Genomic DNA, 18,442 nt, shown 5'->3' on the forward strand with positions numbered 1-18,442 from the left:
AGGAGATGAGTGGGCCGCCTACGTCACGCTGCCACGTACAACAGGGACGAACGCGGGATCGCCTACTGGACGCGAGTCCAACGGCGACGGAGGCCTCGTAGTAGTCGCCGGAGTCACGCCCGGCCAAGGAGGGCGGGAAAGCCGCCCACAGGGCGAAGGGGGCCAGGTGATCGGACACCACCAGATCGGGAGGTATGCGTAATGCAGAGCGCCGCAACGGTGCTGGGTGTCCTGCGTGAGCGCGGCAGACGCGGTCTGCCGCTGAAAGAGCTGTATCGGCAACTTTTCAACCCGCAGTTGTATCTGTTGGCCTACGGGCGCATCTACGCCAACCACGGCGCGATGACACCCGGGGGTCACGCAGGAAACCGTGGACGGCATGTCCCAGGCGAAGATCGGCCGCATCATCGATGCGATACGCCACGAGCGCTACCGATTCTCGCCCGTCCGGCGGGTGCACATCCCGAAGAAAAACGGGAAGACCCGTCCGCTGGGGCTGCCGACCTGGTCGGACAAGCTCGTCGGCGAGGTGGTTCGCTTGCTGTTGGAGGCGTACTACGAACCGGCGTTTTCCGATCGGTCCCACGGGTTCCGGCCGCGCCGAGGCTGTCATGCCGCGTTGCGGGAGATCGCCAACACCTGGACCGGAACGGCCTGGTTCGTCGAGGCCGACATCGCCGACTGCTTCGGATCTCTCGACCATGACGTCATGATCGGGATCCTGTCGGAGAAGATCCGCGATGGCCGATTCCTGAGGCTGGCGCGCAACATGCTCACAGCAGGATACCTGGAGGACTGGAAATGGGGTGCCACCTTGTCCGGGGCTCCCCAAGGCGGGGTTGCCTCGCCGATCCTGTCCTCGATCTACCTGCACAAGTTGGACGAGTTCGTCGAGACGGTTCTGATTCCGGAGTGCACCCGAGGGGACCGCAGGGCACGTAATCCTGCCTACCTGAAACTGCAGACACAGTTGGCAACGGCTCGTCGGCGTGGTGACCGGGCCTCGGCCCGGACGCTGCGGCGGCGGATGGTCAGCCTGCCCAGCGCCGACCCGGACGACCCGGGCTATCGGCGGTTACGGTATTGCAGGTATGCAGATGACCATCTGCTCGGGTTCGCCGGACCGAAGGCCGAAGCCGAGGAGAGCAAACAGCTCCTGGCCGAGTTTCTGCGTGACGAACTCAAGCTCGAACTCTCCCAGGACAAGACGCTGATCACCCACGCCCGCACAGGCGCGGCCCGATTCCTCGGCTACGAGATCACCATCCAGCACAACGACACGAAGAAGACCGGCCGTTACCGGCGCGTCAACGGGCAGGTCGCCCTCCGTGTCCCGCTGGACGTGATCAAGGCCAAGTCCGTCCCCTACCTGCGCCGCGGCAAACCCGCCAAGCAGAAGGCCCTGACCAACGGCAGCGACCACACCATCGTCGCCACCTACGGGGCCATCTACCGGGGCATCGTCCAGTACTACCTGCTCGCCGGGGACGTCTATCGACTCCGCCGGCTGCGCCGGGTCATGGAGACCTCCATGCTCAAGACCCTGGCAGGCAAGCACCGCTCGTCGATGTCGAGGATGGCGGCCAAGCACAAAGCCAAAATTCAGACCCCGCACGGGCCGCGAACCTGCTTCGAGGCACGCATCGAGCGCGATGGCAGGCAGCCACTGGTCGCACGGTTCGGCGAAACACCACTCCACCGGCGGAAAACGGCGACGGTCACCGAACGCCAGCCGGTCCGGGTCGACTATCCGCACAAGGAACTCGTGTCACGGCTTCTCGCGGACACCTGCGAGATCTGCCAGCAAACGGGCGACGTTCAAGTCCACCACGTCCGCAAGATCGTCGATCTCGGCAAACCCGGACCACTCCAACCCTTGTGGGCCAAAGCGATGACGAACAGGCGACGCAAGACCCTCGTGGTCTGCGCCCCTTGTCACGACCAGGTCCACAGGGGACAACCGGCCGCACCGCTCACGCAGTAGTCACTGGAGAGCCGGGTGATCGGGAAACCATCAAGTCCGGTTCGGCGGGAGGCCGCGCGGAAAAGGACCAGCCAACGCTGGCACCTCGCTGCGCGGCCGACCCATCCTCGTGGATCATGAGAGCCAGGAGAAACGTCCGCGACTACGAGCGACTCGTCTCCCACAGCGAGGCCCACATCACCTGGACCTTCATCACCCTCATGGTCCGCCGCCTCACCCGCCCTCCCCGACCACCGCGCACCACGCCACACCCCGTCGAACCGGTGAAAGCGGTCCGCAAGCCCAAGCCCATACGCCTCCGGATGCAGCAGCCACAGACGATCCGACTGGCCCCCACCACCTTGCGCTGACCGCGGTCACCGGGGGCCGCGCCGGCAACGAGGCCTTGGGGGGTTCCGATGAGCTGGCCGATCATCACCGACCAGGCGTCAGCGACTACACCGAAGCCCCGCAGGTGTTACTCGTCGAGAAACTGAATGGCGTGCTTCAGGAACCGCTCGGGGTACTGGAACTGCGCTGCATGCCCGGCATCGGGGTAGATCAGCAGCTGAGCGTTGGGGATGTTCTGGGCGAGGTGCCAGGAGTTGATCGAGGCGATCATCACGTCGTTCTCGCCGTTGAGGACCAGCGTCGGCTGGGTGATCGCGTTCAGGTAGGCGTAGGGATTCTCGCCCGGCAGCGGTTCCGTATAGGTCGCAAACGCTTCAAGCTGCGCCTGTGCGACTTCGAGCGAGCTCGGCGGGTCCTGGTCGGCCCGCTGATGACGTCGCTCCCAGAACGCCCGGCCCGCTTCCCGCGCGGCTTGCGAGCGGCCGAAGAACAGGAAGAGGAAGTCCTCCAGGTCGTGGACCGGATGCGTGGCGACTTCAGGCACCTTGGGGTCCATCGTCTGGTCGCCGCCGCGCAGGCCGGTGCCGAGCAGGAGGAGCTTGCGGACCAGCTGGGGGTGGCGCAGCGTGACCTCCTGTACCTGGTAACCGCCGATCGAGAAGCCGAGCAGATCGACCTGCTCCAGCCCCAGCGCCTGGATGACCGCGGCGATGTCGTCGGCCATGTCCTCGATCTTGTTACGCGGCGTGCCGGATGACGAGGCGATGCCGCGACCGTTGAACAGGATGACCTCACGGCCTTCGGCCAGGCCGTCGGTGAGCAGCGGGTCCCAGTGGTCCATCCCCCCGCGGAAGTGCTGGACCAGGAAGATCGGGACGCCCGAGGGCTTGCCCCAGCGTCGGTAGGCGAAGCGGTCGCCGTCGACCTCGATGTACTGAGTCGGTGCGGTCACATGCGTGTCACTCATGGCCTGAGCCTTTCTGGAGGGGGTGAGTACCGGAGGTGAGTACTACGATGACGATCGTCATCTAAAAAGTCAAGGATTTTGATGCCGATCGACATCTATGTATACTTGGCCGTGAGACGCGAGTGGAGTGTCGACCGAGGACAGGGCGGCTGGACATGCGGGTCACCAAGGCACAGGCGAAGCAGAACCGTGCGCACATCGTCGCGACGGCCGGCAGGCTGTTCTGCGAGCGCGGCTATGATGGTGTCGGCGTGGCGGACCTGATGGCAGCCGCCGGGTTCACCCATGGCGGGTTCTACAAGCACTTCGGCTCCAAGGCCGACCTCATGGCCGAGGTGTCCGCGAACGGGCTCTCACAGACCGCGGCACAGGCAGAGGGCCGGGACGTCACCGAGTTCGTCGAGCGCTACGTCACGCGGGAGCATCGCGACGGCCGCGGTGACGGCTGCACCATCGCCGCCCTCAGCGGCGACGCCGCACGTCAACCGGGGGACATCCGGAAGGAGTTCGAGGCAGGGATCGAAAACCTGCTGACGGCTCTCCAGGTCGCCTCCCAAGGGGACACGCTCGGGGATGCGGACGGGCGCGCGGCCCGCACCACGATGATCGACATGCTCGCCCATTCGGTCGGCGCGATCGTGTTGTCGCGGGCATGCCCGGACGATTCTCCGCTGGCGGACGAAATCCTCGATGTCTGCCGCAAGGAAATTCTCGCGTCACTGGCATACGGCAACAGCGACCAGCCGGCGGCAAGGAGCCCAGAAGCCTGACCGCAGCCGATCGACGCAAGCCCACGACGGGTAGCGCCGCCAGATGGCGGAACATGGCCGGGAGCTCATGGATGAGGCACTTTCCAGGGATTGGCACACCTGTCCGGGTAGACGGCGCCGGCGCCACCCAAGGGCTGCTGGAGTGCCTGGAAGCCCTGAACACCACGCGGCGCACGGTGCGTTACACGGTCGGCTGGAAGACCACCGATGACGACGAGAAGGCCATCGCAAAGCTGCCCGAGACCGCCTGGGAGACCTCCGTGCGCCAGTACGACAGTCTCCAAGAGGGCTACTTCGTCGCCGAGTTGACCGGGGTGAACACCCGTGAGGGCTGGCCGGAGGGCATGCGGCTGATCGTGCGTCAAGTCCACCCGACCCGGCGGCCCCTGAAGAAGCTGACCGCGTTCGAGAAGAGGACCGGCTGGCCGGCTCGCGGGCGACCACAGCCACCGTCCGGCCGGCGTTGATCACCAACTTCACGGCCTCGTTCCTGTACTCCGGACATTTGTCCTCCCGCGATGCAGATCCTCTCTTACGAGGTGTCCACCGTCAGCGGTCGAGACCAGGGCGGAGCGTCGGGTTCTGTCGGATCAATGCCCAGACAACGTTGGCGATCACCCAACCATCACGCAAGTCCGTTGCCGTGAGTGCCTCGAAGCGGCGCAGCCGATAGCGGACGGTGTTGGCGTGGACAAACATTGCTTCGGCCGTACGGTCCACCTGTTGCCCGGCGTTGAAGTAGTGCCAGACGGTCTCAAGTACCGCAGCCCCACTCCGGGTCTGTGTCACCGGGTCGATGTAGCGACGAAGCATCATTTCGCTGACATCGCGATCGTCGTGGACGGCGACGCGGATCCCAAGATCGTCGATCGTCACGACCCCGCGGGACCATCCTGCTGCCCGTGCGGCGTTGTGCACTCGCTGTGCTTGGCGCAGCGATTCGGGCAATTCCTCCCGTGTCACCTCGGCGCCAAGGGCAATGAGCGCTGGAGGTTTCGGCGGAGTACGTGCAAGAAAACCTATGACGTGCTGATCAACGACGCTCGCCACGCCCGCGGGTGTACCTGAAGGATGGCTGGGTTGAATCCAGCGGTTTACGGCTGTGCGGGTGTCGTCGTTTAGGTTCTCGGTGCAAAATGCCTGCCATTGGCCGTACGAGTCCAAGCCGAGGGCCTTGAGATGCTTCAGTGAGTCGGCGGCAGATCCGTCGTGGAGCAGCAGTTGGCGAACGAGGCGGTTCTGCCGCTCATTCGAGACGACTGCCATATCCAACTCGGCCCGGCGATGACCGGTTGCGATCGCTGACGTGTAGAGATCGGAGGCGCGCAGCAACATGCGCGTGTAGTCGAGCACGAGCTCTGACCTGAGATCCAACCCATGCGCGAGCGTTCGAGCATGATCAAAAGCGAGTTCCAAACCGATGCGCCAACCACGCAGCACATCTTCTAGGGGGACACCGAGGCGTTCGCGATCGGCGCCGCGGATCTCCGCCTCCGCGAGGGCCTCTTCAGGCGGGAGTGGGGCGTCTGGAAGGCACGAGGTGAGCACAACCCGGAAGTTGACGGCGAGCTCCGAGACGACGTTGTCGGGGTCGACGAGACGGTATCCCTCTACCCCCTCGACGAGGCGACTACGCAGCCGCCGCGCCAGCAGATCGGTGCTCTGGAGCATCCGAACCGCGAGCGTGTTGAAGTCAACGAGGTCGGACGAAACCGGGGACGGCATGGCTCGAGACTATGCCTGGAGACTAGCGGTTGCTACGAGCAGGCTGCCCAAACTCGGCCGATCGAACTGATTTTACGCTCCTCTTTAGAGGTCTCGACAAGAAGGCGCGATTGAGTTTGTCTGTCCGCCTCTAGAGACGTCCGTCATACTTGGCTGAGGGTTAGTGGCATGGATCACCACCTTCAGGCAGCGACCACTCACCGCGTGGATCCCGTAGTCAATGGACTTGATGGTCCTCGTGACCACGCGGGCGTGGTGCGAGATGGCGGCGGTGTGCCCCGGTATCGAGACCTCCCGACATCGGTCGTTCACGCGTTGCGCGAGCATGCCGCGCACAGGCCGGACGACGTGGCCATCGTGGATGTCGACGGTCGCGAGATCACCTTCGCCCAGTTGTGGGATCGGGTGTTGCAGGTGTCCGGTGGGCTGCGCGATCGCGGCGTTACCCGCGGCGATCGGGTGGCCTTCACCCTTGACAACTCGGCGACCTTCATCGAGTTGTTCCTGGGCATCATCGCGGCGGGAGCCATTGCCGCACCGCTGAACACGCGCTTGTCTGCAGCCGAACTCGACCAGATCCTTGACGACTGCACACCCAAGCTGACGATCCGGTCGGTCGACGAGGTCCTCTTGGGTGAACCCGACTGGGACGACTCGCTCGGGCAAGACGATCTCGCGGCGATCTATTACACGAGTGGTACGACGGGCCTACCGAAGGGTGCGACCTCGACCCACGAGGCCCTGCTGTCGATAGTGGAGTCGGTCCGTCGCACCTTCGACCTGCCCGTAGGTGGACCCCATCGTGTCGTCACGGTGGTCGCCGTTCCGCTGTTTCACGTGACCGGATGCAACGGTCAAATGCTCGCAACCTTGCTCAATGCGGGCAAGGTCGTGGTTCAAGCCACGCCTGTCGTCGAGGAGTTTCTTGATCTGGTGGAGCGCTATCGCGCCTCCCTGCTCGTCTTGGTCCCGGCCCTCTACCACGCCGTCGTCCGTGCTCCAGAGTTTGCCCCCGAACGCGTCAAGAGTGTCCGATGGGCCGTCTACGGCGGAGCGCCGGTTTCACCGGCGCTGGTCGAGCAGATCGCGAAAGGCTTTGAAACCGCAATCGTCGCAAACGGCTTCGGCATGTCCGAGACCAGTTCTATGGCCACCGCGATTAGTGGCGCTGAGTCAGTTCCTTACGCTGACTCGATCGGCTACCCGGTACCCGCGATGGACGTCGGCGTGCTCGACGCCGACCCGCGCACCGGTGTCGGTGAGCTGGTACTGCGGGGTCAGACGGTGACCCGCGGATACTGGGGCGCCGATGGCCTACGCAGCCCCGATGGCTTTGAGGGGTGGATGCGTACCGGTGACGGCGGCCGGATCGACGCCGAAGGCCGCATCTACCTCGTCGACCGACTCAAGGACATGATCAACCGCGGTGGAGAGAATGTCTTCTGTGTCGAGGTCGAGAGTGCCCTGATCGCGGCCCCCGGTGTGGTCGATGCCGCGGTCGTAGGCGTTCCAGATGAGCGGCTCGGGGAGCGCGTCGGCGCCGTGATCGTGCCTGGTCCTGGTTTCGACTTGCGTGCCGTGATCGAGTCTGTCGCCTCCCGGGTGGCCGGCTTCAAGGTCCCCGAGCGGGTGCGATTGCGCTCGGAGGGTCTGCCGCGTAACGCGGCCGGCAAGGTGCTCAAGCCGGAACTGAGGCGCAAGACCGCTGAGGGGTCATGGGATGAGGTGCCCAGCGAGTGGAGTCGAGCGAAGGCGGACTCTGCCTCGTGCACGGTCGGGGGACACGCATGATCGAGTTTCTGATGCAAGGCGTGGCGCTTGGTGCGCTCTACGCCCTGATCGCGATCCCCCCGAGCTTGGTGTGGATGACTACGCACTCCCTTGACTTGGCGGTTGGTGGTTATGCGGTGTTCGGCGGTCTGGCTTACGCCGCCGCCGGGGTGGCGGAATCGGACTGCTCGTCGCACTGGTGGCAGGAGCCGCCTGCGGCGCGTTCTCGGCGTCACTTTTCCTCGGACTGCGCCGACTTGGTGTGGCCGATCCGATGGCGCCGGGCCTAGTGAGTGTCGGTGTGCTCTTTGCGTTGGGGTCGCTGGCACTGACCTTCTTCGGGGTCGACCCGAGCTACCGGCCGAATTTCGATGGCCCCGTCATGATTGGAGGCGTTCGGGTGGATCCGCAGACGTTTGTCAACCTCGCTGTCATCGCGACAGTCACCGCGTGCGCATTGCTGATCTTGCGATACACAGGTCTCGGCCGGTCGATGCGTGCCTCGGCGGTCTCAGCGGTTGACGCAGCACTCGTGGGCATTCGAGTAGCCCGTCTCCAGTGCGGCGTATTCGTGCTCGCGGGTGTGCTCGGGGTGAGCGCGACGCATGCCGCCCCGCCCGGCAATGCTTCTGCACTCGGCCGGGCTCTCCTGGACCGTTATCGCGGCAGCAACATCGGGAAGCTCGTGCTTCGAGTCTGGCCCGACGCTCCCTGACCCCCACGTGGATGCCCACACCCAATGGGTGTTTCGCCACTCCATCAATTTCAGAACATGCGTGAACGAAAGGACCCAGTATGAAGATCATCGTCGTCGGCGGAGGTATCGGCGGTCTCACCACCGCGATCGCGCTGCGCCATCACGGCATCGATGTCCACGTGCTCGAGCGCGCGGATGATCTCACCGAGATCGGCGCGGGTGTGCAAATCGCGGCCAACGGAACGATAGTTATGCGCGAACTCGGCCTGGAGCCGGCGCTGGCCTCCGTGGCGACGGTACCCCAGAGATATGACTACAGAGACCTCGATACGGGTGAGCTGCTCTACCTGGCGCCCCTGGGCGAGGAGGTGGCGCAGCAGTACGGCGCGGTCATGTACAACGTGCACCGGGCCGACTTGATCCGGATTCTTCGCGATGCGCTTCCGCCCGAGTGTCTGCAACTGTCGGCACAGGTCGTCGGCATCGAACAGGACGAAACGGGCGCTAGCGTCACTCTGGCGTCGGGGGAGCAGATCCGAGGCGATGCTGTCATCGGCGCCGACGGTATCCACTCGATCGTGCGCGACCTTGTCGTCGGGCCCGAGGAGAAGCAGTTCGCGAACATCTTGATGTGGCGTGCCCTCATTCCGCGCGATCGGCTTGAAGGCCTCGACCTCCCGGTCGCCGGAAACAACTGGTTCGGCGTTCAGCGAAGCGTTATCACCTACTGGGTGCGTGAGGACCTCTACAGTGTGCTGGCTGCCGTCCCCGCCACTGAGGTGCAGCGGGAGTCGTGGACCGACACGAGCGATACCGAGGAGTTGTTGTCGTCCTTCGAGGGAGCCGAACCGACGGTTCGCGCTCTCCTGGAGGCCATCGACTCCACCTTCATCACCGGAATGTACTACCGCGATCCGATCGAACGCTGGACGTACGGACGGGTCACGCTCCTTGGTGACGCCGCCCACGCGATGGTTCCCTATCTCGCGCAAGGCGCTTGTCAAGCGATGGAAGACGCCTGGACCCTCGCTGCAACCGTGGCCCGGCACGGTGACGATGTTCAGAAGGCCCTCGTGGAGTACGAGAGGCGCCGCCAGCCTCGCACCACACGCATCCAAGCTGGCGCGCGCTTCGCCGTGAAGATGGCTCACGAACCGGATGAGGCTTCGGTGCGGGCCCGAAATGGTCGCTGGAAGGGCACCCAGCGCATCGATCCACTTGCCCTCACATCCTGGGAGTTCGCTTGGGGCCACGATGCCCTTGCTGCGATGGACCAGCCTGTGGCCGACGTGATCGGACTGAGCTCTTCCAAGGAGGGCAAGCAGATGGCCAGGCCGGAAAGTCAGCGTGCTTTCGATCTGTGGAGGGGGGCTATCGGCCAGGAAGACATCGCACAGGGTCATCCAGGCCAACGCGCCGCCTACGATCGATTCCTGCGCACCGAGTTCCCGCCGCCATCCGATGTTCGGGTTGAACGCTGCGAATTGAACGGCGTAGCCAGCCTGAAGGTGACAGCGCCGGAAGTCACGCAGCCGCGGCGTACGATGCTGCATCTGCATGGTGGGGCGTTCGTGCTTGGCTCGGCGGAGAGTTCAGTGGAGTACGCGAGTCGCTTGTCGGCAGCCTTCCATGCCGAGGTGTTCTCGGTCGACTATCGTCTGGCGCCTGAACACCCGTACCCGGCCGCGATCGATGATGTGTTCGCCGCCTACCGTGGCGTGTTGGGACGAGGGGTCGACCCCGCGTCGATCATCCTCAGCGGGGAGTCCGCAGGAGGCGGATTGGCGCTCTCTCTCGCGCTGTCGCTGGATCGCGCCGGCCTTCCAAGACCAGCGGGTGTACTGGCGGTGTGCCCATTCACCGACCTGACGCTCAGCGGACCGAGCGTCGCAACCTACTCGGGGGAAGATCCTGCCTCGCACCGTGACAGCCTTACCCAGCTCGGCGCCTCGTACTTCCAGGGGCACGAACCCACCGATCCGATGGTTTCGCCGCTGTTTGGTGACCTCTCCTCACTCCCGCCGCTCTATCTTTCTGCGGTGCACGGTGAGGTACTGGAGAGTGACACCACCCGCTTTGCCGAACTGGCGAAGGTTGCCGGCGCCGATGTGACCCTGGAGATGATCGAGGACTCGGTGCACGTATACACGTTGTTCGGCTTCCTGCCGGAAGCCCAGCGGACGCTATCGCGTGCCGCAATCTGGGCTGATCAGCTCGCCGGCGAAGCCATTGAACGCCTGCTTTAGCGGAATGGAGTTCTCCCCCGCGCTCCTCGTCCGTCGACCCGACGGGACATGGGTCGCAATCGGGCCCGAGCTCGACGGCATCGCTCGCTTCATCTCCGACATCGCCATCCCCAACCCTCGTGACCGGCATGGCACTCCCCGGCGGACTCCCCGTCAACGTCGACCTCACCGACAACGGCCAGACCATCGCCGAACCCGCGCCGCAGCGGCCGGCAACATCCGGGCCCACGACCGTGCCCGGGCAGTCATGACCCAGGCACTCCTAGACGCCGACCAGCAACCACTCAAGTGGCCCGAAACCATCAACCTCGAAGAAGAGCCAGAAGGCTGATCCCTGGGGACTGTCGGAATTTCGGCTCTGACGCACTTTCGGTGGTTGCGGTGCGTGGTGTTAGCCGAGCAGGATGCGGTGTCGGAGGAGGGTGAAGCCTGCGCGCCCGTACATCTGGCGCTTGATCAGCTTCGTTTTGGTGTTCACTCCTTCTGTTCGTCCATTGTGGAATTGTTGGGTGAGAGCGGCGTTTACGGCGGGGCGGTCGAGCTCGAGGCCGCGGGTGAACGCGTGGAGGTGGGGCAGGTCCTCGGCTCGGGCCTGGTCGATCCAGCGGGTCAGGTGTTCGTCGTTGTCGGGGTCGGGTGTGAGCAGTGCGGCGAAGTCACCGACGAGGGCAGCAAGCCCGGTCATCTCGGCGCAGGCGCTGGTCGCGGAGTCGATCCACTCTCGCTGGTGGTCTTGGAGCTTGTCCGGGTGGGTGAGCAGGTAGCCGGTAAGGCGTTTGGGGGAGATCGCGGGCCGATCGGATTCGACGCGTCCTTGCGTGATGTAGCGATAGAGCAGGTTCTGACTTCCGGTGTAGCCGAGCTCGGTAATCTCGTGGAGCAAGCGCGACACCGACACGGCCGGCTCTTCGGCACGCCGCTGGCGCAGGTAGTCGCGGAACGGATCGACCAAGGTGGGCCGGTACTGCGGAGCCCGTACGAGGCGTTCGGGTTGGTCGATGCGGGCGTAGCGCTTCACCGTATTCAACGCCAGATTCAACCTGCGGGAGACCTCGAGCAGCCCGACGCCGTGATCGAGCAGATCATGAACCTGCCGCCACCGTTCCCGGGTCGTAGCCGCGCGTTTGCCCTCACGGGGTGGCGGTCCGGTCTTGCCCCAGCACGCGCTGTGGGCGGCGACTTCCTTGAGCACGGCTTCGGCGAGGTTGTGCCAGAGATGCCAGCGGTCGGTGACCTGCACCGCATCCGGCAGTGCGCGGCGGATCGCTTCGGCGTACGCTCCGGAGTCGTCCCGGCAGACCACTCGGACGTGGGGATGTTCGCGTAACCAGGCTTCGAGCGTGTCGGCTTTGCGGTCGGCGAGGACATCAACGCGGTCGCCGGTGACTGCGTTGATGATCACCGTCGCGTACGACTGGCGCTTACGCAGAGCGAAATCATCCACCAATCACCATCGGCACCGGCCGGACCGGCAGCGGCAGACGCCCCAAGATTCGCAGCGCGGTCTGCCGGGACAACGCGACACCAAGACCAGCCAGAACCCGGATTCCCGCACGCCCGGCCAACTCTCGCACCACGTGGCCGACCTGAGCGGTCAGCCGGGTAGTGCGGCGCTGATATCGCCCCGCCACGGTCAACGGCTCGCGGAACGTCTGCCACGTGCAATCCATCGTGGAGCAGCGCATCCGCCGTGCCCGCACCCGGACCATGACCTTCCGCCCGTCCACCGCCACGTCAGCGAGTCCGCGTTCGACATAGCCATGCACTCGACCGGTCTCCATGCCGCATCCCGGGCAGGACACCGGCGCAGACCGTGTCGACGCCCGGACCACAAGCGTCCCAGCCACCTCCTCGACTCCCTCGATGACCAGGGACGACAGCCCAGAAAACACCAACGCCAGAAGCTGATCAACATCGCACCAGCGTCACCCTGGCACAACCCGCCGTGACCGCCCGAAGCGGACCGTCACCACCGAATACGAGCCAGAGCCGTTCGTTTGACAGACCCTCCCGACTAGCGCGCGGCGGGATCCGTGACGGTGATCCCGCCGCCGACGTGCAGGTTCTGGTACGGGGCAAGGGCAGTGTGGCCGGTCAGGGGATGCCGCCAAGGTAAGCACCATGCGCAGTTGCGGACTTGACGGAGCCATGACGGTTCCGACGGCACGACGAGGCGGAGCACCTGAGCATTGCCCTATCGATGCGGCCACAACGTCCGCAACTCGGCTAGGAGAGTGCGTACGGACCGGTTGTCCCCGGTCTGCGCGACCTGGATGGCGGCCAGCGCCTGCACTCGTCGTTGAGGGCGAACGCTGGAGATGTCTGCGCCGGGGAACTACACCCGTTGCGGAGCGACGCTTCGTTGTTCTCAGCAGGGTGCGGGAGGCCGTTGTGGCGTGGGTGGAGCAGTGCGGCAGCAGGTCGTGGCGGGTGCGGTATCGGCGGCAAGGTTTCGGTGCACGTTCGGTGTCCGGGTTCGGTTCGCGGCGTGATGCTGCGGCCTATGCCGCCGGGTTGGAGGTGGATCGGCGTCGGCGGGTGTGGATTGATCCGGTCGACAGTGCGGTTACGGTGGCCGAGTGGGTGGCGCGGTCGCTGGATCTGGATCTGGATCTGCGGACGATCGAAAGTTACCGGAGCCGGTTGCGGTGTCACATCCTGCCGAAGTTCGGCGACATGCCGTTGGGTGCGATCACGGCGCTGGATGTGACCGAATGGGCCCGAGAGTTGGAGCGAGCCGGGTACGCCCCGTCGACGGTGAGTTCGCAGCTGAACCTGCTGTCAATGCTGCTGACCGATGCGGCTGACGAGCGGCTGATTCCGTTCAATCCGGTGCGCCGGCGGAGGCGCCGGGGTCGGCGGTCGCGACGGGCGGTACCGGAGCGGATCTGGGCGACGCCGGAGCAAGTGGTGCGGATCGCCGAGCAGGCCGGTCTGCTCGGCGGGCCGATCGCGCGGCTTCTGGTCATCACCGCGGCGTGGACCGGCTGCCGGTGGGGCGAGCTGGCCGGCTTGCACCGGGACAATGTCGATCTTCGAAGCGGTCAGCTGGTGGTCGATCCGCTGGTGGGTGCGTTGCATGAGTCGGGGTCGATGCGGTGGCTGGGTCCGCCGAAGACCCGAGCCTCGGCGCGGACGATCGCGCTGCCGCCGTTCCTGGTCGCGTTGCTGCGCGAGCATCTCGCGCGGTACCGGTATGAGTTCGTGTTCACCACGCCGAGCGGGACGTGGTTGTGGCGCTCGACGTTCCTGCGGCGGGTTTTCCGTCCGGCGGTCGATGGCAGCGAGGCGTCCGGGACGAAGGCGGGTTGTGCGCCGGTTCGGCCCGGGTTGACCTTCCATGGGCTGCGGCACAGTCACAAGACGTGGCTGATCGCCGGCGGCGCGCCGGAGATTGCCCAGGCTCGGAGGCTTGGTCATCACCTGGACAACCGGGTCATCGAGACTTACTCCCACGTCGCCCCGGAGGTCGAGCAGCGGCTGCTAGAGGACCTTGAGCGGCGCTGGCACACCGCGGCACCACCACCGCCGACACCGTCACCGAGTGTGGTCGACGGTGGGTGGGTGGCGCCGGTTGTCCCCCTCTTCGCCACGGTGGGGGTCACCCGCCACCCAGGCCGGGGAGCAGCGGGAACACCGCGCCGACGCCATACCGAGGGTGGGGTGGTGCTCCAGTTCTGCCCCACCAGGAGCACAAGATCACGCCGCACAACGATCACCGAAGATCGAACCCGGAACGCAGAAAACCCCTCCGACCAGCCCGGGAGGCTGAAACGAAGGGGTTCGTTGCGATGTGGAGCTAAGGGGACTCGAACCCCTGACCCCCTCACTGCCAGTGAGGTGCGCTACCAGCTGCGCCATAGCCCCGAGGCGAAGGTGAACTCCGCATCTCGTATGCCCATACATTACACCCGGCCCAGACCCCCTCAACGCGGGGGGCCTCACGGTACCGCCACGCGACCCACAACCCGTTGACCAGGACATTCACACCTTATTTTTAGTCCTGTATTGACGCCCCACTGTGGCCGCCGTTACATTTTGCGCGGTTGTGACGCCGAGGTCCCCGCCCGTTACGCCGCGTCTCCAAGACCGGGCACACCTCTCGATGCACGCCGCCACGCGCGGCGGAGGAGGTTCGCATGAAGACGAGACGGCGGGTGGTGACGCTGCTCGCGGTGGCAGCGGTCCTGGTCGGCAGCGCGAGCGCGACAGCAGACGCCGCGGTGACCCCGAACGGGTGGTACACCGTGGCTGCCGGGAACAGTGGCAAGTGTGTCGATGCCCGGGCCGACGGGACCGCCGACGGGACCGCTGTCCAGCAGTACGCCTGCAACCAGACCGGCTCCCAGCAGTGGCAGTTCCAGCCGACCGGTGACGGCTACTTCCGGGTGAACGCCCGGGCCAACCCCGCCGCCGCCTGGGACGTGGCCGACGTCTCCGTCGCCGACGGTGGGCTCCTGCAGCTCTGGACCTACTCGAACGGCGCCAACCAGCAGTGGCAGGCCGTTGACGAAGGAAACAACCGGTACCACTTCGTCAGCCGCAACAGCGGGAAGTGCCTCGACGTCCCCGGTGCCTCCACCGCCGATGTGCAGCTCCAGCAGTACACCTGCAACGGCACCGCCGCCCAGTCCTTCATGCTGGCCCCCGTGAACACGAGCCAGCCCGGCCGGCCCGACTTCGGCCCGAACGTCGTCGTCTTCGACCCGTCGATGCCGAGCTCGACCATCCAGAGCCGGCTCGACAGCATCTTCGGCCAGCAGGAACGCAACCAGTTCGGCAGCCAGCGCTACGCCGTGATGTTCAAGCCGGGTACCTACGCCAACGACGTCAACGTCGGCTTCTACACGCAGGTGCTGGGCCTCGGGCTGAGCCCCGACGCCGTCACGATCAACGGCGCCGTGCACGTCGAGGCCGACTGGTTCCCGCCGCAGAACGCGACGCAGAACTTCTGGCGGGGCGCGGAGAACCTGTCCGTGAACCCGAACGGGGGTACCGACCGGTGGGCCGTCAGCCAGGCCGCGCCCTACCGCCGCATGCACGTCCGCGGTGACCTGCAGCTCGACGACGGCGGCTGGGCCAGCGGCGGCTGGATCTCCGACACGAAGGTCGACGGCCAGGTCCGCTCCGGCTCCCAGCAGCAGTGGATCTCCCGCAACTCGCAGTTCGGCAGCTGGAACGGCTCGAACTGGAACATGGTCTTCGCCGGCGTCCAGGGCGCGCCCGCCAACACCTTCCCGGCGCCGCCCTACACCACCGTCGCGCAGACGCCGGTCGTGCGCGAAAAGCCTTTCCTCTACATCGACAACGCCGGGAACTACCAGGTCTTCGTGCCCGGCGTGAAGACCGACGCGGCCGGCACCAGCTGGGCGAACGGGAACGCGCCCGGCACGTCCCTGCCGATCGACCAGTTTTACATCGCCAAGCCCGGCGCCACCGCCGCGGACCTGAACGCCGCGCTCGCCGCGGGCAAGAACCTGCTGGTCACGCCCGGTGTCTACCACCTGAACCAGACGCTGCGCGTCACCCGCCCGGACACCGTCGTGCTCGGCCTCGGCATCGCCACCTTGATCCCCGACAACGGCATCACCGCGATGACCGTGGACGACGTCGACGGCGTCAAGGTCGCCGGGCTGCTGATCGACGCCGGCACCACCAGTTCGACCACGCTCGTGCAGGTCGGCCCGGCGGGCTCGGCGGCGAACCACGCAGCGAACCCGACTTCGCTGCACGACGTGTTCTTCCGGATCGGCGGCGCCGCCGTCGGCAAGGCGACGAACAGCCTCGTCGTCAACAGCAGCAACGTGATCGGCGACCACATGTGGATCTGGCGCGCCGACCACGCCGAGCGCAACGAGTACGTCGGCTGGACCACCAACACCGCCGACACCGGGCTCATCGTGAACGGCAACAACGTCACGATGTACGGCCTCTTCGTCGAGCACTTCCAGAAGACCCAGGTGGTCTGGAACGGCAACGGCGGCCGGACCTACTTCTTCCAGAACGAGATGCCCTACGACGTGCCGGACCAGGCGAGCTGGATGAACGGGTCCACGCCGGGCTTCTCCGCCTACAAGGTCGGCCCGAACGTCACCGGTCACGAAGCGTGGGGGCTGGGCAGCTACTGCTACTTCAGCACCAACCCGTCCGTGGCCAGCGCGCACGCGTACGAGGCGCCGAACACGCCGGGTGTCCGCTTCCACGACATGGTGACCGTGTCACTCAACCACCAGGGCACGATCACCCACGTGATCAACAACACCGGCTCCGCGACGCCGCCCGGGACCAAGGCCGTCAACCTGGTGAGTTACCCCTGAATCACCGGCGTGCGCCGTGGTGGCGGCCGCGGCGCACGCCGGTCCTTTGTGGATACGCCCGAACGGGGTGTTCGGGACGCCGGACGGGGTAATCGTCGCGATACTGAGGTCCTCCATCGACCCGGGAGCGGCAGATGACCTCCTTCGCAGCGTTCACCGTCGTCGAACCCCGCAAAGCCTGGCCGATCGCCGCCGTCCGCGGCGCGTTCGCCGTGCTCTTCGGGCTCTTCGCGCTGATCTGGCCCGGCGCCACCGTGCTCGTCCTGGCGATCCTGTACGGCGTGTACGCGATCGTCGACGGCATCGGCGGCCTGATGCAGGCGTTCCGCCCGGGTGACACCGCCCACCGCGTGGCCTACGGCGTTCTCGGCGCGCTCGGCATCGTCGCCGGGATCCTCGTGCTGGTGTGGCCCGGGATCACCGTGCTGCTGCTGGCCCTGCTGGTCGGCTTCTGGGCGATCATCACCGGGATCGCCGAAATCGCCGCGGCGATCCGGTTGCGCAAGCAGATCCGCGGCGAGGCGTTCCTCATCGCGGCCGGCGCGATCTCCGTGGTCGCCGGCGTCCTGATCGTGCTCAACCCGATCGCCGGCGCGTACGGCATCGCGCTGCTCGTCGGGATTTACGCGCTGCTGTACGGGATCGTGCTGTCGGTGCTCGCCTTCCGCCTGCGCAAGCTCGCAGCCTGAGTACCGTGCGGGGGTGTCGACCCGCGAACTGGTGGTGCTGGGCACCGCGAGCCAGGTGCCCACGCGTCACCGCAACCAGAACGGCTACCTCCTGCGCTGGGACGGCGAGGGCATCCTCTTCGACCCCGGCGAAGGCACCCAGCGGCAGATGCTGCGGGCCGGCGTGGCCGCCACGGACCTCACGCGGATCTGCGTCACGCACTTCCACGGCGACCACAGCCTCGGCCTGCCCGGGGTGATCCAGCGGCTGTCGCTGGACAAGGTCGGCCACCCGGTCCACGCCCACTTCCCGGCGTCCGGCGCGCACTACTTCGAGCGGATGAGGCACGCGACGGCGTTCTACGAACAGGCTGACCTGCGAGAACAGCCGATCACCGAGGACGGCCCGATCGCCACCGGGAAGGTCTCCCTCGAAGCGCGCCGGCTGAGTCACCCGGTCGAGGCGTTCGGCTACCGGCTGGTGGAGCCGGACGGCCGGACCATGCTCCCCGAGCGGCTGCGCGAGCGCGGCATCCAGGGCCCGGACGTCGGCCGGCTGCAGCGGGAAGGCCGGCTCGGGCACACCACGATCGAGGACGTCAGCGTCCACCGGCCCGGTCAGCGCTTCGCGTTCGTGATGGACACCCGGCTGTGCGACGCGGTGTACGCGCTCGCCGAAGACGCCGACATGCTGGTGATCGAGTCGACCTTCCTCGCCGAGGACACCCACCTCGCCCGCGACTTCGGGCACCTGACCGCGCAGCAGGCCGCGCGGGTGGCCGCCGAGTCGGGTGTCCGGCAGCTCGTCTTGACCCACTTCTCGCAGCGCTACCCCGATCCCGCGCGGTTCCGGGAAGAAGCCGGCGCCGAGTTCGACGGCGAGATCGTGGTCGCCGAGGACCTGGAGCGGGTCCAGGTGCCGAAACGGCGGTCCTCCCCAGCCGGGCACCGGGAGCCGTAGGCTGCAA

11 protein-coding genes, 1 tRNA gene and 2 pseudogenes are annotated in these 18,442 nt (G+C 66.2%); 10 read left to right on the top strand and 4 right to left on the bottom strand.

Translation table 11 applies throughout. The features are described from left to right. Positions 1-379: 379 nt before the first annotated feature. Positions 380-1,984 (top strand): reverse transcriptase domain-containing protein, encoded by a 1,605-nt coding sequence (locus AB0F15_RS12645; RefSeq protein WP_360269387.1) that lies wholly within the window; start codon positions 380-382, stop codon positions 1,982-1,984. Positions 1,985-2,441: 457 nt separating this feature from the next. On the opposite strand, the gene AB0F15_RS12650 is transcribed toward AB0F15_RS12645, so the two are convergent. After that, positions 2,442-3,281: an alpha/beta hydrolase gene (locus AB0F15_RS12650; RefSeq protein ID WP_360269389.1), complete on the bottom strand. Its 840-nt coding sequence runs from the start codon at positions 3,279-3,281 to the stop codon at positions 2,442-2,444. Positions 3,282-3,436: 155 nt separating this feature from the next. On the opposite strand from AB0F15_RS12650, the gene AB0F15_RS12655 reads away from it, so the two are divergent. Then, entirely contained in the window at positions 3,437-4,051 is a 615-nt protein-coding gene (locus tag AB0F15_RS12655; protein WP_360269391.1) for a TetR family transcriptional regulator, read from the top strand. A gap of 71 nt (positions 4,052-4,122) precedes the next feature. Next, positions 4,123-4,518: a hypothetical protein gene (locus tag AB0F15_RS12660; protein ID WP_360269393.1), complete on the top strand. Its 396-nt coding sequence runs from the start codon at positions 4,123-4,125 to the stop codon at positions 4,516-4,518. 82 nt (positions 4,519-4,600) lie between these two features. Here AB0F15_RS12660 and AB0F15_RS12665 read toward each other — a convergent pair whose 3' ends face one another. Next, positions 4,601-5,776, bottom strand: coding sequence for a helix-turn-helix domain-containing protein (locus AB0F15_RS12665; RefSeq protein WP_360269394.1), 1,176 nt, complete (start codon positions 5,774-5,776; stop codon positions 4,601-4,603). Positions 5,777-5,944: 168 nt separating this feature from the next. Here AB0F15_RS12665 and AB0F15_RS12670 point away from each other — a divergent pair, with 168 nt between their 5' ends. The 3 genes from AB0F15_RS12670 (at position 5,945) to AB0F15_RS12680 (ending at position 10,489) form a co-directional block, all read left to right on the top strand. Further along, entirely contained in the window at positions 5,945-7,567 is a 1,623-nt protein-coding gene (locus AB0F15_RS12670; protein WP_360269396.1) for an AMP-binding protein, read from the top strand. 163 nt (positions 7,568-7,730) lie between these two features. Further along, a complete protein-coding gene (locus AB0F15_RS12675) occupies positions 7,731-8,261 on the top strand; it encodes a hypothetical protein (protein WP_360269475.1) in 531 nt (176 codons plus the stop codon). Positions 8,262-8,341: 80 nt separating this feature from the next. Beyond that, a complete protein-coding gene (locus tag AB0F15_RS12680) occupies positions 8,342-10,489 on the top strand; it encodes an alpha/beta hydrolase fold domain-containing protein (protein ID WP_360269398.1) in 2,148 nt (715 codons plus the stop codon). 391 nt (positions 10,490-10,880) lie between these two features. Here AB0F15_RS12680 and AB0F15_RS12685 read toward each other — a convergent pair. Beyond that, positions 10,881-12,381, bottom strand: a pseudogene (locus AB0F15_RS12685) (ISL3 family transposase). 256 nt (positions 12,382-12,637) lie between these two features. On the opposite strand from AB0F15_RS12685, the pseudogene AB0F15_RS12690 reads away from it, so the two are divergent. Continuing rightward, positions 12,638-13,942, top strand: a pseudogene (locus AB0F15_RS12690) (site-specific integrase); the annotation flags it as partial. Positions 13,943-14,283: 341 nt separating this feature from the next. On the opposite strand, the gene AB0F15_RS12695 reads toward AB0F15_RS12690, so the two are convergent. Further along, positions 14,284-14,356 (bottom strand) — tRNA-Ala (locus tag AB0F15_RS12695). A gap of 272 nt (positions 14,357-14,628) precedes the next feature. Here AB0F15_RS12695 and AB0F15_RS12700 point away from each other — a divergent pair. From AB0F15_RS12700 to AB0F15_RS12710, 3 genes are all read left to right on the top strand, one after another. Next, entirely contained in the window at positions 14,629-16,806 is a 2,178-nt protein-coding gene (locus AB0F15_RS12700) for an RICIN domain-containing protein (protein ID WP_360269400.1), read from the top strand. Between the two features lie 134 nt (positions 16,807-16,940). Next, positions 16,941-17,495, top strand: a complete 555-nt coding sequence (locus AB0F15_RS12705) for an HdeD family acid-resistance protein (RefSeq protein ID WP_360269402.1) — start codon at positions 16,941-16,943, stop codon at positions 17,493-17,495. A gap of 13 nt (positions 17,496-17,508) precedes the next feature. After that, on the top strand, positions 17,509-18,435 hold the full coding sequence (locus AB0F15_RS12710) for a ribonuclease Z (RefSeq protein ID WP_360269404.1): 927 nt from the start codon (positions 17,509-17,511) through the stop codon (positions 18,433-18,435). The last annotated feature ends 7 nt before the right edge of the window (positions 18,436-18,442 follow it).

This window comes from Amycolatopsis sp. NPDC026612 (assembly GCF_040638285.1).
GTDB lineage: Bacteria > Actinomycetota > Actinomycetes > Mycobacteriales > Pseudonocardiaceae > Amycolatopsis.

Coding starts and splice junctions, on each gene's coding strand:
- AB0F15_RS12660 (WP_360269393.1), top strand. CDS start 4,123: ATGAGGCACTTTCCAGGGATTGGCACACCTGTCCGGGTAGACGGCGCC.
- AB0F15_RS12680 (WP_360269398.1), top strand. CDS start 8,342: ATGAAGATCATCGTCGTCGGCGGAGGTATCGGCGGTCTCACCACCGCG.
- AB0F15_RS12700 (WP_360269400.1), top strand. CDS start 14,629: ATGAAGACGAGACGGCGGGTGGTGACGCTGCTCGCGGTGGCAGCGGTC.
- AB0F15_RS12655 (WP_360269391.1), top strand. CDS start 3,437: ATGCGGGTCACCAAGGCACAGGCGAAGCAGAACCGTGCGCACATCGTC.
- AB0F15_RS12650 (WP_360269389.1), bottom strand. CDS start 3,281: ATGAGTGACACGCATGTGACCGCACCGACTCAGTACATCGAGGTCGAC.
- AB0F15_RS12665 (WP_360269394.1), bottom strand. CDS start 5,776: ATGCCGTCCCCGGTTTCGTCCGACCTCGTTGACTTCAACACGCTCGCG.
- AB0F15_RS12705 (WP_360269402.1), top strand. CDS start 16,941: ATGACCTCCTTCGCAGCGTTCACCGTCGTCGAACCCCGCAAAGCCTGG.
- AB0F15_RS12645 (WP_360269387.1), top strand. CDS start 380: ATGTCCCAGGCGAAGATCGGCCGCATCATCGATGCGATACGCCACGAG.
- AB0F15_RS12670 (WP_360269396.1), top strand. CDS start 5,945: ATGGATCACCACCTTCAGGCAGCGACCACTCACCGCGTGGATCCCGTA.